This is a genomic window from Paenibacillus dauci (genome assembly GCF_000971985.1).
GTDB classification, from domain to species: domain Bacteria; phylum Bacillota; class Bacilli; order Paenibacillales; family Paenibacillaceae; genus Saccharibacillus; species Saccharibacillus dauci.
In genome coordinates, this window is the sequence record NZ_LAQQ01000017.1 from 1 (window position 1) to 14,456 (window position 14,456).

The 14,456-nt window shown below is 46.4% G+C and carries 12 protein-coding genes and 8 tRNA genes; all 20 read left to right on the forward strand.

Annotation, left to right across the window (positions count from 1 at the left end; translation table 11 throughout):
- Nucleotides 1-147 precede the first annotated feature (147 nt).
- The 20 genes from WH46_RS22255 to hisH all read left to right on the forward strand — a co-directional run bounded on the left by WH46_RS22255 (nt 148) and on the right by hisH (nt 14,448).
- Nucleotides 148-239, forward strand: a tRNA-Ser gene (locus WH46_RS22255).
- Nucleotides 240-297: 58 nt separating this feature from the next.
- Nucleotides 298-374 (forward strand) — tRNA-Met (locus tag WH46_RS22260).
- A gap of 9 nt (nt 375-383) precedes the next feature.
- Nucleotides 384-459: transfer RNA gene (locus WH46_RS22265), tRNA-Val, on the forward strand.
- Between the two features lie 6 nt (nt 460-465).
- Nucleotides 466-541 (forward strand) — tRNA-Thr (locus tag WH46_RS22270).
- A gap of 11 nt (nt 542-552) precedes the next feature.
- Nucleotides 553-628: transfer RNA gene (locus WH46_RS22275), tRNA-Asp, on the forward strand.
- Nucleotides 629-650: 22 nt separating this feature from the next.
- Nucleotides 651-723, forward strand: a tRNA-Phe gene (locus WH46_RS22280).
- A 12-nt stretch (nt 724-735) separates the two neighbouring features.
- Nucleotides 736-820: transfer RNA gene (locus WH46_RS22285), tRNA-Tyr, on the forward strand.
- 10 nt (nt 821-830) lie between these two features.
- Nucleotides 831-903 (forward strand) — tRNA-Lys (locus WH46_RS22290).
- Nucleotides 904-1,169: 266 nt separating this feature from the next.
- Nucleotides 1,170-2,531 carry a PucR family transcriptional regulator gene (locus WH46_RS24450; protein ID WP_231584401.1) on the forward strand — a complete coding sequence of 454 codons (1,362 nt, stop codon included), beginning with the start codon at nt 1,170-1,172 and terminating at the stop codon, nt 2,529-2,531.
- A gap of 441 nt (nt 2,532-2,972) precedes the next feature.
- Nucleotides 2,973-4,109, forward strand: a complete 1,137-nt coding sequence (locus tag WH46_RS22300) for an ABC transporter ATP-binding protein (protein ID WP_017814853.1) — start codon at nt 2,973-2,975, stop codon at nt 4,107-4,109.
- Between the two features lie 728 nt (nt 4,110-4,837).
- On the forward strand, nt 4,838-5,776 hold the full coding sequence (hprK, locus tag WH46_RS22305; protein WP_017814854.1) for an HPr(Ser) kinase/phosphatase: 939 nt from the start codon (nt 4,838-4,840) through the stop codon (nt 5,774-5,776).
- A gap of 13 nt (nt 5,777-5,789) precedes the next feature.
- Nucleotides 5,790-6,824, forward strand: a complete 1,035-nt coding sequence (gene lgt, locus WH46_RS22310) for a prolipoprotein diacylglyceryl transferase (RefSeq protein ID WP_046228414.1) — start codon at nt 5,790-5,792, stop codon at nt 6,822-6,824.
- A 6-nt stretch (nt 6,825-6,830) separates the two neighbouring features.
- Nucleotides 6,831-7,484 (forward strand): pyrophosphatase PpaX, encoded by a 654-nt coding sequence (gene ppaX, locus WH46_RS22315; protein ID WP_046228415.1) that lies wholly within the window; start codon nt 6,831-6,833, stop codon nt 7,482-7,484.
- Nucleotides 7,481-8,053, forward strand: coding sequence for an acyltransferase (locus WH46_RS22320; protein ID WP_046228416.1), 573 nt, complete (start codon nt 7,481-7,483; stop codon nt 8,051-8,053). The genes ppaX and WH46_RS22320 overlap by 4 nt, the downstream gene beginning before the upstream one ends.
- Nucleotides 8,054-8,198: 145 nt before the next feature.
- Entirely contained in the window at nt 8,199-9,407 is a 1,209-nt protein-coding gene (locus WH46_RS22325; protein WP_046228417.1) for an acyltransferase, read from the forward strand.
- A 445-nt stretch (nt 9,408-9,852) separates the two neighbouring features.
- Nucleotides 9,853-11,040, forward strand: a complete 1,188-nt coding sequence (locus WH46_RS22330) for an ATP phosphoribosyltransferase regulatory subunit (protein ID WP_046228418.1) — start codon at nt 9,853-9,855, stop codon at nt 11,038-11,040.
- Nucleotides 11,041-11,084: 44 nt separating this feature from the next.
- A complete protein-coding gene (hisG, locus tag WH46_RS22335; RefSeq protein WP_046228419.1) occupies nt 11,085-11,741 on the forward strand; it encodes an ATP phosphoribosyltransferase in 657 nt (218 codons plus the stop codon).
- A 73-nt stretch (nt 11,742-11,814) separates the two neighbouring features.
- On the forward strand, nt 11,815-13,101 hold the full coding sequence (hisD, locus tag WH46_RS22340) for a histidinol dehydrogenase (protein ID WP_046228420.1): 1,287 nt from the start codon (nt 11,815-11,817) through the stop codon (nt 13,099-13,101).
- A 72-nt stretch (nt 13,102-13,173) separates the two neighbouring features.
- Entirely contained in the window at nt 13,174-13,779 is a 606-nt protein-coding gene (gene hisB, locus WH46_RS22345; RefSeq protein ID WP_046228421.1) for an imidazoleglycerol-phosphate dehydratase HisB, read from the forward strand.
- A gap of 3 nt (nt 13,780-13,782) precedes the next feature.
- Nucleotides 13,783-14,448, forward strand: coding sequence for an imidazole glycerol phosphate synthase subunit HisH (gene hisH / locus WH46_RS22350; RefSeq protein ID WP_046228422.1), 666 nt, complete (start codon nt 13,783-13,785; stop codon nt 14,446-14,448).
- Nucleotides 14,449-14,456 lie beyond the last annotated feature (8 nt).

A 14,456-nucleotide genomic window follows, 5' to 3' on the forward strand; every position in this document is an offset into this window, starting at 1 on the left:
GGTAGATAGGTTGGGGGTGGAAGTGCAGCAATGCATGGAGCTGACCAATACTAATCGGTCGAGGGCTTATCCAATAAAGCTTTCTAAAGCAGCGAGGTTTCGTTTCGGATTCAGTTTTCAGGGAGCAACTGTAGTAAGTATTCTTCTGGAGAGATACCCAAGTGGCTATAAGGGGACCCTCTGCTAAGGGGTTAGACTGCGTCAGCGGTGCGAGGGTTCGAATCCCTCTCTCTCCGCCACTAAAACTTACTAGGTATGATATAGTAATGAACAGTAACATTGAATTACTTTTACTATGGCGGTGTAGCTCAGCTGGCTAGAGCGTACGGTTCATACCCGTGAGGTCGGGGGTTCGATCCCCTCCGCCGCTACCATACATACCTGGAGACTTAGCTCAGCTGGGAGAGCATCTGCCTTACAAGCAGAGGGTCGGGGGTTCGATCCCCTCAGTCTCCACCATTATGTGCCGGTGTAGCTCAGTTGGTAGAGCAACTGACTTGTAATCAGTAGGTCGGGGGTTCAAATCCTCTCGCCGGCACCATTTTTAACCCTGGAACCGTGGTGTAGGGGTTAACATGCCTGCCTGTCACGCAGGAGATCGCGGGTTCAAATCCCGTCGGTTCCGCCATTTTTTAATTAAATATCAGTATGGCTCGGTAGCTCAGTCGGTAGAGCAGAGGACTGAAAATCCTCGTGTCGGCGGTTCGATTCCGTCCCGAGCCACCTTTATTTTGTGGAGGCTTAGCGAAGTGGCCAAACGCAGCAGACTGTAAATCTGTTCTCTCCGAGTTCGGTGGTTCGAATCCATCAGCCTCCACCAGTTTTATTACGAGCCATTAGCTCAGTTGGTAGAGCACCTGACTTTTAATCAGGGTGTCGAAGGTTCGAGTCCTTCATGGCTCATCATATAAAAGCATCTTGCTGAAAAGCAAGGTGCTTTTTTTTATGTTTTTTAATAATGAATCTATTAAATGATCGGTTTATTGGAGTACAGTGCGTTATATTTATACTTTGCCTGGTAAATAGGATAAAATAAAGTTACTGAATAATGAAATTCAGCAATAATAAAAGCAATAGTGGAATTTTGGAAAGAATATCCCTACGAATGTTTTATATTCTTATGCCCTTGCTAGATGGATTGTAAGGAAGAATGGAGAAGGAATATAATTATGAATCTGATCAGTCTAAAGCAACAAATTGAGCACATTATTGGATGTTCTATTGCTGAACATCAGTGGACAATAGAGCAATGGGAAAATAGAAAAGCTCCAAAAGTAAAGCATAAGCCATCAGATACATTATGTGTGGAGAATATACAGTCTAATTCTTATCTGATTCCTGTAGTTATGCAGGCGAAGGAAGTTACTGTTTGGGAAATTATATTTTCCAATGCACCATTTAAAGCTGTATCGTTTGATGACACAGACACAGACACAGACACAGACACAGACACAGACACAGACACAGACACAGACACAGACACAGACACAGATACCTTCGTTATAAGACAGAAAATAGATGAAGCAGAGAGTCAGCAAATCGAAGACTTTAGTAGTTTAGAAGCACATCGGGATCACATAGGTGTAGCACATCCATCAGAAGAAAAAAGGATAGAGCAGGTATATCAACTGTTAAAGCTTCTGCTTCCTTCTGTGATCGGATTGGAGTTAGAGCAGCCAGTTAATGCTGCAGACGAATCCGAACGGGCTGCGCGAGAATTGGGACAATGGATTGTTCGTCAGTTGAGCAGCCGCAATCCTGCAGAGGCTATAACTGATGAGACTGTGCTGCGTCAGCGTCTGAATATTTCGATGATTCCTTTTCTGCTGATAGTAGATAGTTTGCAGACCGGTAATCTGCAGCTCAAGGATTTGGAGAAGTTGTTATCCAGTTACTTCGATAGAGAATTGCTGCTTATTCCGCTCCACGATAATGAATGGCTTATTCTGGCGAATCACAATCTGCTCGAAGATGAAGAGCAGAATGATTCTTCTGCTCATTCCGGACGAGAGATATATAGTGAGCAGGAGGATACTGAAGAGGATGTACTAACCGCTTTTGCACTCGGTCTGCATGAACTTGTAGCGAGTGAATGGGTCGGAGTCTTCCATATTAGTGTGGCACGTCCATTGATACCAGCAGATAGGCTGGTACAGACGGTAGCTCAGTTAAGAGAGACGATTCATCTGGGTAAATTATTCCACGTATCTGATCATATTCATCTTCCCTGGGAAATGCGTCTTGAAAGTCTGCTATACCGTATACCTGTAGAAGAAAGACAACGGTTTGTGGATTCGGCGGAAGACCACTCGCATCTGTTTGGAGACGAAGAAACGGTGAGTACACTGGAGACTTTCTTCAAAATGGATTGTAATGTCAGTGAAACAGCCAAGCAGCTTTATATTCATCGTAATACACTATTATATCGACTCGACAAGATTAAGCAGGAGACGCAGCTGGATGTACGTCGGTTTGAAGATGCTGTATTGATGCGTTTGACGCTGCTTTTGTATAAAGTGACAAAAAGTTAGATTTTTTTTTGTATAGTTTGTGGATGGAGTGGAAGAGAGGTTTGGAGTAAGATAGAAACAGATAAAGAAACCGGTTTCAAACATTCGTAAAATGAATGGATAGCTAGCCGGTTGGATGATTTGCTCTTTATCCTGTACTTGCTCCCATCCTTTCTGCTGCATGACAGTGATTATACATACTGCAAATGAAAAGGGGACCGAATTTGATCTATGACGGTTGTTATAGAGTGTATGATCGGTAGATAGCCTACAGATCAGCTCCACTACAATCAAGAATAGAATCAATTTGGTAAGCGTTTACAGATAAGCGGATCATTTTTTTACCAAGGATTAAAGACTTAATAATGAAAAGCTTCGCAAGTATTCATCTGACTTTGATAAGAAGTCGGTATGAGGCAAGATTCAAAAAAACTACATCTATATTCAGGGAGGTTTTTTATTATGGCAGGCGTACGTTTAGAGCATATTTTCAAAAAATACCCGGGTTCCGATAAAGCTACAGTAGTTGACGTTAATCTGGATATTAAAGATAAAGAGTTTCTGGTACTGGTTGGTCCTTCCGGTTGTGGTAAATCCACGACGCTGCGTATGATTGCAGGTCTGGAAGAAATCTCTGAAGGTAAACTGTACATCGGAGACCGTGTAGTTAACGATGTAGCTCCAAAAGATCGCGATATCGCGATGGTATTCCAATCTTACGCCCTGTACCCTCATATGGATGTATACTCCAATATGGCATTTGGTCTGAAACTGCGTAAAGTGAAAAAAGAAGAAATCGACAGACGTGTTCGCGAAGCAGCGAAAATCCTGGATATCGAGCATTTGCTGGAGCGTAAACCAAAAGCGCTTTCCGGTGGTCAGCGTCAGCGTGTCGCACTGGGACGTGCGATTGTTCGTGATCCACAAGTCTTCCTGATGGATGAGCCGCTGTCCAACTTGGATGCCAAACTGCGTGGTCAGATGCGTGCGGAAATCACAAAACTGGCAAAACGTCTGCAAACGACTGTTATCTATGTAACGCATGATCAGATCGAAGCCATGACCATGGGCGATCGCATCGTCGTTATGAAAGAAGGTATCATTCAGCAGGCTGCTTCTCCAGAAGAGCTGTATAACCATCCGCGCAACATGTTCGTAGCCGGATTTATCGGATCTCCTACAATGAACTTTATCCGTGGTACACTGTCCGAGAAAAACGGAACAACTACTTTCTCCGCATCCGGTCTGGAACTGAGCTTGCCAGGTGGTAAAGCACAGGTAATGAAAGAGCAAGGTTATGTCGGTAAAGAAGTAATTCTGGGTGTTCGTCCAGAAGATATTCACGAAGAGCCAGTATTCCTGGAAGCTTCACCGAATACCGTATTTACTGCAAAAGTGGATGTATCCGAGAACCTGGGTCACGAAACACTGTTGTACCTGGGCGGTATCAGCTCCGATACAGTTATCGCTCGTGTAGACGGACGTTCCACTACACGTGACAATGCAACTGTAACGATGGCAATTGATATGAATAAAGCACATCTCTTCGATCCGCAATCCGAAGATAACCTGTTCTACACGGAGCCAGCAACTGTATAATTGTATACAGTAACCCGGTTGAATATAATGTAAATGAATCTGATCATTAGTGAACAGCAGATTGATGATCAATACGATAAAAGCTTATCGTGCCTGTTAATATAAGGGTACGGTAAGCTTTTTTGTTGCAATTGCTTGTTAGCCTGCAGCATAATTTATGTAGGTGTAGGTGTAGGTGTAGGTGTAGGTGTAGGTGTAGGTGTAGGTGTAGGTGTAGGTGTAGGTGTAGGTGTAGCAGATCCGAAAGATAGCTGTTTTTTAATGGGTTTTATATAGGCTGGGTTCAGATGGTTATACGACATTATGTAATTATACATAAAATGATTTAAAAACAGGATTTCATCATAGACTGTTCATAATGAAGAGATACACTTAATCAGAAGTGAGAAGTGAGAAGTGAGAAGTGAGAAGTGAGAAGTGAGAAGTGAGAAGTGAGAAGTGAGAAGTGAGAAGTGAGAAGTGAGAAGTGAGAAGTGAGAAGTGAGAAGTGAGAAGTGAGAAGTGAGAAGTGAGAAGTGAGAAGTGAGAAGCTCGTATGTTCTGACTGCTATGAGAGCCTTTGTTCTGAGTGATGATGTATGACCACAATAAAGCGGTTAATCTGCTGATATAATTGATTTCAGTACCGTTTTCCATTACCATTGGTACATTGGGAATAATATGTACTCCGATTTATGGTCATAATCAAATACGAGACAAGGGATCCACTCAGGGAAAGGAAGAACAGTATGGCTAAACATGTGAAGGTTTCGGAATTAGTGCAGATGTTCCAATTTGAGGTTGTATCCGGGGGACAGGGCTTAAAACGAAACATTATCGTAGATGATCTGAACCGGCCCGGTTTGGAAATGGCAGGATATTTTGAATACTATCCTACAGAGCGTGTACAAATTCTGGGAAGAACAGAACTCGCTTTTTTTAAAATGCTAACCCATGAAGAAAAAGCAGAGCGTATGGGCAAGCTATGTAATGAAGATACACCATGTATTATTGTTACACGTGGTCTCGAAGTACCCGAGGAACTGATCGAAGCCAGTGATGCCCATAATCTGCCTGTACTGCGCAGCAATTTGTCTACAACAATCCTGCACAGCCGGATTACCAACTTCCTGGAGAAAAAGCTCGCACCTACAGCAACGATTCACGGTGTACTCGTAGACGTATACGGTGTAGGTATGCTGATTACCGGCAGTAGCGGTATCGGTAAAAGTGAAACAGCGCTGGAACTGGTCAAGCGCGGACACCGCCTGATCGCGGATGACGCGGTAGAAATCCGTCAGACGTCGGATAATCAGCTGCATGGTACAGCACCAGAACTGATCCGCCATCTGCTGGAAATCCGCGGAGTCGGTATTATCAACGTGATGACTCTGTTTGGCGCAGGTGCGATTCGCAACAATAAACGTATTACGCTGGTAGTACGTCTGGAAGCATGGCAGCAGGACAAGCAGTACGACCGTATCGGTCTGGATGAAGAAACGACGCAAATCATCGATACCGATGTACCACTCGTTACCATCCCTGTACGTCCCGGCCGTAACTTGGCTGTTATCATTGAAGTGGCGGCAATGAACTTCCGCCTGAAGCGTATGGGGTACAATGCAGCTCTCCAATTCACGCACAAATTGACCGAGACGATCGCCGAAGATCTCGACGAACTGGATTAAGGAGAGGGTATGCATGGGGACAGCTTTAATTAATCCGATTGCTTTTGCAATCGGGCCACTGGAGGTGCACTGGTACGGTCTGATCCTGGGCCTCGGTGCACTGGTGGGTCTGGTACTGGCGCTACGGGAGGGAAACCGGTTCGGGATTCCGCAAGAATTTTTCATGGATCTGGTATTGTTCGGAGTACCGTCCGCCATTATCGCTGCGCGAATCTATTATGTTGCTTTTCGCTGGCCGGATTACAAAGATAACTTTGTAGATGTATTCAAAATCTGGAATGGCGGCATTGCGATTTATGGTGCACTGATCGGTGCTATTCTCTGTGGCGTGATCTATACACGTTATAAAGGCTACAATTTCTGGCGGATTGCTGATATTTGTGCACCGGGTTTGCTGGCAGGTCAGCTGATCGGCCGTTGGGGGAACTTTGTAAACCAGGAAGCTTACGGCGGACCTGTCGATGAGTCCTTCCTGCGTAGTAATCTGCATTTGCCGGATTACATTGTTAATCAGATGAATGTAAATGGTGTATTCCATCATCCAACGTTCCTGTACGAGTCGTTATGGAACTTGGTAGGCATTCTGCTGATCTTTGTGCTGCGCCGCCGTCATTTTGTTCGTGCCGGTGAAGTCTTTATGTACTACTTTATCTGGTATGGTATTGGTCGTTTCTTTATCGAAGCACTGCGTACCGACAGTCTTACCTTTGATGGTCCAGTCTGGCTGGCTTCATTCGTGAATAGTCTATGGACACCAATGACCTGGTTTGGATTTGAGCAAGGCGCTATTGAACCGGGATATGGCAATATTCGCGTCTCCCAGCTGTTGTCTCTTGTGCTGATCGTGGCTGCGATCATTATTATTATTGTTCGCCGCCGTGCTGGCTGGTCGAAAGAACACTATAGCGATCCGATTCTGTCGACCAAAGTAGCTCATCATGATCCTGTACCGGATAATCATCATACCGAGCATCCGACTGCTGCAGGCAATTCTAAAACAGCAGAGTCGGATACTCATGAAAAGCTGCACCCTGAACGTAAGGAGTAATCAAACATGATAGATACGATATTATTTGATCTGGATGGCACGATTGTAAATACGAATGAGCTGATTATCTCTTCATTCCTTCATATCATGAGTGAGCAGCCTGCTGCTGCACTCACCCGGGAACAAATCATTCCTCATATGGGTCTGACACTGGAACAGCAGCTGCGTACTTTCTCCGGTCTGGAGGATGTGACAGCGCTGGTAGCTGCTTATCGCGAATACAGCTCGCTGCACCATGATGATATGGTAGCTCCATTCCCGGAAGTGAATGAAGTGCTGGCACGACTCAAAGCAGAAGGATTCAAGCTGGGCGTAGTAACCACTAAAATCCGCGCGACTACAACCCGTGTACTGGAACTGTTCGAAATGGCCCAGTACATGGATGTGATTATTACGCTGGATGATGTAGAGCGTCCCAAGCCGGATGCACAACCTGTACAAAGAGCGCTGGCAGCATTGAACTCATCGCCTGAGCGCGCGCTGATGGTCGGTGACAGCCCGGCTGATCTGCAGGCAGCAGCAGCTGCGGGTGTACGCTCGGCAGCTGTTGCCTGGTCACTCAAAGGAGAAGCAGAGTTGTCCAAGTATCACCCGACGTATATTCTGCATACCATGAGTGATCTGTATGAACTGGTACTCGGGGATCCGGTCGACCGATGAGAAAAGTGGAGCGTTATCCCGTGGAAGGCAATCGGAATGCGCTACGTCAAATTTATAAAACAGTGAGCCCCTGGAAAGGGGTTCGCAATTTTGTTTTTATACAGATATCGAGATACTGTCCGATTCTGGAAATGAAAAACTGGATTTATCGTCATCTGCTCCGAATGGAAGTGGGACAGGATACTGCGTTTGGATTAATGGTCATGGTCGATGTATTTTTCCCCGAGCGCATCAAAATCGGCAAAAATACCGTTATTGGCTATAATACAACGATTCTTGCCCATGAATATCTGATCCGTGAATACCGTCTGGGTGATGTAGTGATTGGCGATGAAGTTATGATCGGCGCCAACAGTACCATCCTGCCGGGAGTCACGATTGGAGATGGAGCTATTGTGGCGGCAGGTTCAGTAGTACATAAAGATGTAGCTGCCGGTACTTTTGTCGGTGGTAATCCTTTGCGTGTACTATCACGGAAAAATCCGGAAATATTGGGCAATGTTAATGAAGTAATATTAACGGATCCCTCTCCGGACCACCAAACAGAGCAGCAAAAAGGTTCAGAATGAGTACTGGATAGCGGTAGATAACATTCTGGATGTGAGAATGAGAATGGTGCAGACATGGCGGCTTTATGGGGCGAATGGACAAGCCCGGGAATAGTAAAGTCGATAACCTGTTGTACCATTTCAATTGTAAGGAGATGCTTTAACATTGAATCCAATCAAGAAAGAGCGGCTGCCACAGCTTGATTTCTTTCGGGCTATTGCCATTATAGGTGTGCTGCATGTGCATTCTACGTCCAATGCGACGATAGAAGCCGTCAACACCTCGCTGTATTATGTATTTAATTTTTTGAATCTGTTTTTCAAGTACGGTACACCTTCGTTTATTTTCCTGAGCAGCTTTGTACTGTTTTATAATTATTATGATCGTCCGCTGACCGGTAAATTGATTGGCAGCTTTTATAAAAAGCGGATGCTGTACATTCTGCTGCCGTATATTTTGATCTCGGCGCTATATTTCCTGTATAAGCTCAATAATAATGATCGATTTGATGAACCGATCGGCGTATTGCTGGGTGACTATGTTCATGCCATTTTCCATGGCTCGGCCTGGACTCATCTGTACTTTGTATTTATCAGTGTACAGTTCTATATTCTCTTCCCGCTGATGCTGGCACTGCTCAAAAGTCAGCGCTGGATCGCACGCTGGGCGCTGCCAATTGGTCTGGCGATTCAATGGGGCTGGGTATTATGGAACAAATATGATCTGCATTATGCGAGTAAAGGAAGTATTGCTCTATCGTATTTTGCGTACTACCTGATGGGGGCATTTGTAGCGATTTACTTCAAGCCTTTCCGTTCCTGGGTAATGAGCAAATGGAGCGAGATGCAGCGTATCCAGAAGATCAGCACAATTGTGCTCTGGGCCAGTTGGCTAATCACCGGTCTGATCTATGTGCAGATCTGGTATGATGCTCGTCTGACCAATGAATGGCTGGATTCGCTCTGGTATGAATTCATGTGGAATATCTACACGATGTTGTCTTCTCTGGTATTGTTCCACAGCGCATTTATCCTGCATCGACGTGCACCGGCATGGTTGCTGGCGATTCTGCGTCGTCTGGGAGAGATATCCTTTGCTGTGTATCTGGTTCATCCGTTCCTGCTTGCCTTTTACCGGGAGACGCAGGATCAGTTCTCGATGAGCACGATTACGTATTTCTGCTGGATCTATGGAGGTCTGATCTTTGCTTTGGTGGTCTCCTCAATTATTGTTCAGATTATGTTTAGACGGGTTCCTTTCTCATGGGTACTGTTGGGAAGTGTTCCGTCATCTTTATCCAAAAAGAAACGCGATAGTAATGATGGCACCAAGCGTACGCGTAAAACGGATGCGGTTCAGCGAACCAGTCCATAATAGGAATAGCGCAGGCAATAGCTTGTATCAATAAATCTAAAAGGTCACCTCTAATGCAGGTGGCCTTTTTGTATAGCTAAAAATAAGCGTAATGGATAGAAGGATAGCGAATAGCCTCCGGATTTTATTTTCCGGGAAATAAGAAGGAGAATGACTATTCAGTGGGTAATTGGGATAGAGAGCAATCGAAAAGGCTATAGACGATTAGAAGTGCCTATGAAGTAGTTGGATGAAAAGCATCTGCTGCCTGAAAATGTAGTATGTAAATTGAGTAGATAAAGAGGCAGATATAAAAGCACAAAGGAAGCACTATAGAAGCTATATCGAGAAATGGATGTCAATTGACTGTACAGTTACGGTGTGGTAATATATCAAATATCCTTTACTTTATTAGCAAAGTACCACTTTAATGTGATAAAATATTGTGTGATCAGGGGTGACTGTTTTGTCCAAGCCAAAAGGATTCGAAAAACCGACAGGTGTGCGTGATTATCTACCGCATGTCGTGTCCAAGCTGCGGTACATTGAAGAAAATGTGCTTCAGTCGATGTCCCAGTGGGGCTATCGCCAGATCATTACGCCAACACTTGAATATTACGATACCGTGGGAGTCGCCAGCTCGACCTCCGACCGTAAACTATATAAAATGCTAAATAACCGTGGTACAACGATGGTGCTGCGCTCGGATATGACAACACCGATCGCGCGTGTAATGGGCTCCCTCCTCAAAGAAGAGCCGTTGCCGATCCGGTTGGCCTATCATGCGAATGTATTTCGCTCTATTGAAGAAGAAGCCGGACGGGAAGCTGAATTTTTCCAGACGGGAGCCGAGCTGGTAGGTGTGGATTCTCCTGAAGGAGATGCGGAAGTGATTGCTCTCGCCATTGCTTGTCTGCAGGCGACAGGGGTGCAGAATTTCAAAATATCGCTCGGTCATGTAGGCTTCTTGAGCGGACTTCTGGAAGAAGCATTGCCAGGCAAAGTGCGTGAGCAGGAGGCACTCAAGGATCGACTGCTAAACCGTGACTTTGTAGGCTTCCGGGAACAATTATCTGCCTTTAACCTGTCTAACGCGCAGCGTAGTGAGCTGGAAGGGCTGCTGCGGCTACGGGGAGCCGAAGATATCTGCGAGCAGGCTCTGGAAATCAGCAGCAATGAACAGGCATCCGCTTCGATTCGTCACCTGTGCAAGGTATGGGAAGTGCTGGAAGCGTACGATATCTCGAAATACGTGATGATTGATCTGACCATGATCGGCAACTTCTCTTATTACACAGGAATGGTGTTTGAAGGTTATGCAGCGGAGCTGGGATCACCAATCTGCAGCGGCGGCCGCTATGATAATCTGCTGGCACAGTTTGGACGTTCTGTGGTAGCAACCGGATTTGCACTTAAAACAAATCGAATTCTGGATGGAGTGCAACTACCTGTACCACAACCGGAAAAACCAATTATGGTTACTTACGATGCAGCCAGCCGACGCGAAGCTTTTGCCCATGCAGCGAGTCTGCGGCAGCAGGGGAAAATGGTAGTTACCGAGTATGCTGCAGAAGCGACAAATGATAATCTTTCTTCGGATGGTTATGGAGAGATTGTTCATTTTAAAAGTGGCAGCCCGGCGATTAGCCAATAACACGAATCAAGAACTGCAAATTAGAACAGGGAGATGTATACCCTATGAGTCAGATTCTGAAAGTAGCGATGCCCAAAGGGCGTATTTATAAAAAAGCAGCTGAGCTGTTTTTGCAGGCGGGTATTCCAATTCCAACCGATGTGGATGAATCGCGCAAGCTGATTGTAGAGCTGCCAGAAGCAAAAATGGAGTTCATTCTGGCTAAACCAGTTGATGTACCGATCTATGTCGAGCATGGAGTAGCGGATATTGGCATTGTCGGCAAGGATGTACTGATGGAAGAAAACCGCGATGTATATGAACTGCTCGATCTTGGAATCGCCCGCTGCCGCATGTCTGTAATTGCTCTGCCGGATTGGCAGCCGGGTATTCAGCAGCGTGTAGCGACCAAGTATCCGAATGTAGCTTCCCAGTATTTCCGTGAACGCGGACAGCAGGTTGAAGTGATCAAGCTGAATGGATCGATTGAACTGGCGCCCATGATCGGACTGGCTGATCGTATCGTCGATATGGTAGAGACCGGACAGACACTACGGGAAAATGGACTGGTCGAGATGGAGGAACTATTCGGTATCACCAGTCGATTGATTGCCAACCGGGTGAGCTACCGGATGAAAAGTGAAGAAATCCAGCAGCTGTGTGATCAGCTACAAAAGGTCATTCAGCCATCGACAGCAAATGAGACTCAGGAAATCAGATAGTAGACAATAGACCGGGTGATCCTGCTTGGGTACCCGCAGACATAGCAAGGTATGAAGCAAGGGGGAATGTATTGTGAGAATAGTATCTGCACAGGAATTTGATTTGCGGCGTGAAGTGGAGTATGGTTCACCGGAGCAGAATGCTGTGGTACAACAGATTGTACAGCGTGTGAAGCAGGAGGGAGATACAGCTCTGCTGCAATATACTGCGCAGTTTGATCGGGTAGAGCTGGCAGCGGACCAGCTGCGAGTGACGGAGGAAGAACTACAGGCTGCCTACGCGCAGGTAGAACCTTCTTTTATTACAGCCATTACACTGGCGGCGGACAATATCCGTCAGTTCCACCAGAAGCAAAAGCGTAATTCCTGGATGGATATGCAGCCTGATGGCAGTCTGCTCGGTCAGATTATTCGTCCACTGCAGCGAGTCGGCGTATATGTGCCTGGTGGCAAAGCTGCATACCCTTCCTCGGTACTGATGAATGTGATTCCTGCGCAGGTAGCCGGTGTACCGCAGATTGTGATGGTGACACCGCCGGCAACAGGCGGGACCGAAGGCATCGATCCGTATATTCTGGTCACAGCAGCCGAAGCAGGTGTAACGGAGATTTACCGTATCGGTGGCGCACAAGCCATAGCAGCACTGGCGTATGGCACAGATAGCATCGAGCCGGTCGATAAAATATGCGGTCCGGGTAATATCTATGTAGCTCTCGCCAAGCGAGAAGTATACGGTGTGGTCGATATCGACAGTATCGCCGGTCCGAGTGAAATCGTTGTACTGGCTGATCATCTGGCAAACCCGGTCTATATAGCAGCGGATCTATTGTCCCAGGCCGAGCATGATGAGATGGCATCTGCGATTCTGGTGACGTCTTCCCGGGAAATCGCAGATGCAGTCGCAGCCGAAGTGGAACGACAGCTGGAAAGTCTGCCGCGCAAGGAGATTGCGACTGCTTCAATTCGCAATTATGGCGCTATTATCGTCACACAAGATATTGCAGAAGGTATCCGTATCGTAAACCGACTGGCACCGGAGCATCTGGAGATTATGGTCGATCAGCCGATGAATGTACTGGGCATGATCGAAAATGCAGGAGCGATTTTCCTTGGTAATTACAGTTCGGAGCCAGTAGGGGATTACTTTGCCGGACCGAATCATATTATTCCGACCAATGGTACAGCGCGCTTCTCTTCACCGGTAGATGTGGACGATTTTATCAAAAAGTCGAGTATGATCTATTACAGCAAGGAAGCGCTGCTGACAAATGGTAATATCATTATGGAGCTCGCCCGTCATGAAGGATTGGAAGGTCATGCACGTGCGATTCAGGTACGGCTGGAACAGGAAGGAAGCTGAGACAGGAATGTATCGTCTGTCTTGAATAGCATTGCATATATAAAATAGCAGGAGACCAGGGGGAGAATTCATATGTCAACCGAGAATCAAAGTACACGCCAGGCAGAAGTGAGCCGCAAAACGAACGAGACCAATATCCAGTTGGTTTTTCAGGTGGATGGAACAGGACAGGCCGAGATCGAGACGGATGTTCCTTTTCTGAATCATATGCTGGATCTGTTCACCAAGCATGGGCATTTTGATCTCAAGCTCAAAGCACAGGGCGATATTGAGATTGATGATCATCATACGGTAGAAGATATCGGGATCTGTCTGGGTCAGACGCTGCGTGAAGCGCTTGGAGACAAGCGTGGTATCAAGCGGTATGCAAGTGTATTTGTGCCGATGGATGAAGCGCTGGCACAGGTGGTAATCGATGTGAGCAACCGCCCTCACTTTGAATATCGGGCTGAATATCCTTCTGCTCAGGTGGGAAGTTTCCAGGTGGAGCTGGTACATGAATTTCTGTGGAAATTGGCTCTGGAAGCACGCATTACCCTGCATGTGATCGTACATTACGGTCAGAATACGCATCATATGATCGAAGCAGTATTCAAGGCACTGGGACGTGCTATTGATGAAGCAACCTCTATTGATCCGCGTGTAACAGGAGTACCTTCGACGAAGGGAGTGCTGTAACCGATGGCGATTGCGATTGTAGATTACGGTATCGGCAATCTGCACAGCGTCAGCAAGGCAATTGAGCGGCTCGGCTATGAATATGTCATCACAGGCGATAAGGATGAGATCTTTGCAGCCGAGGGAGTGATACTGCCTGGCGTAGGTGCATTTGGCGATGCGATGAATCATATCCGTGAAGGTGGAATGGATCATATCGTACAGGAGGTTGCTGACAGCGGCAAGCCGCTGCTGGGCATCTGTCTGGGTATGCAGCTACTGTTCAGTGAAGGCGAAGAATATGGCGTTCATCGGGGTCTGGATATTTTGCAGGGCCGGGTAGTACGTTTCCAGGAGGGCGATTACAAGATTCCTCATATGGGCTGGAACAAGCTGGAGTATCAGCGTCCTGAAGATCCGCTGGTGAGAGATTTGTATGAAGGGCATGTGTACTTTGTCCATTCTTATCATGTGCAGCCGGATCGCACCGAGGATCTGATTGCTGTAGCGGATTATGGACAGCCGGTGACTGCCATTGTAGGCCGGGATAATGTATACGGAATGCAATTTCATCCGGAAAAGAGCGGAGAGCTGGGCAGGTTGTTGCTGCGCAACTTCCTCGCCCTGTCGACTGGTGAAAGGCTGGATCATCCGGCAGATATCGTTATGAACCGTACAGAGAGCCAGTAATCATATTC

Excerpts from the sequence above, each read along its gene's own strand:
- lgt (WP_046228414.1), top strand. The coding sequence starts at position 5,790 with ATGGGGACAGCTTTAATTAATCCGATTGCTTTTGCAATCGGGCCACTG.
- hprK (WP_017814854.1), top strand. The coding sequence starts at position 4,838 with ATGGCTAAACATGTGAAGGTTTCGGAATTAGTGCAGATGTTCCAATTT.
- hisB (WP_046228421.1), top strand. The coding sequence starts at position 13,174 with ATGTCAACCGAGAATCAAAGTACACGCCAGGCAGAAGTGAGCCGCAAA.
- WH46_RS22320 (WP_046228416.1), top strand. The coding sequence starts at position 7,481 with ATGAGAAAAGTGGAGCGTTATCCCGTGGAAGGCAATCGGAATGCGCTA.
- hisG (WP_046228419.1), top strand. The coding sequence starts at position 11,085 with ATGAGTCAGATTCTGAAAGTAGCGATGCCCAAAGGGCGTATTTATAAA.
- WH46_RS22300 (WP_017814853.1), top strand. The coding sequence starts at position 2,973 with ATGGCAGGCGTACGTTTAGAGCATATTTTCAAAAAATACCCGGGTTCC.
- hisH (WP_046228422.1), top strand. The coding sequence starts at position 13,783 with ATGGCGATTGCGATTGTAGATTACGGTATCGGCAATCTGCACAGCGTC.
- ppaX (WP_046228415.1), top strand. The coding sequence starts at position 6,831 with ATGATAGATACGATATTATTTGATCTGGATGGCACGATTGTAAATACG.
- WH46_RS24450 (WP_231584401.1), top strand. The coding sequence starts at position 1,170 with ATGAATCTGATCAGTCTAAAGCAACAAATTGAGCACATTATTGGATGT.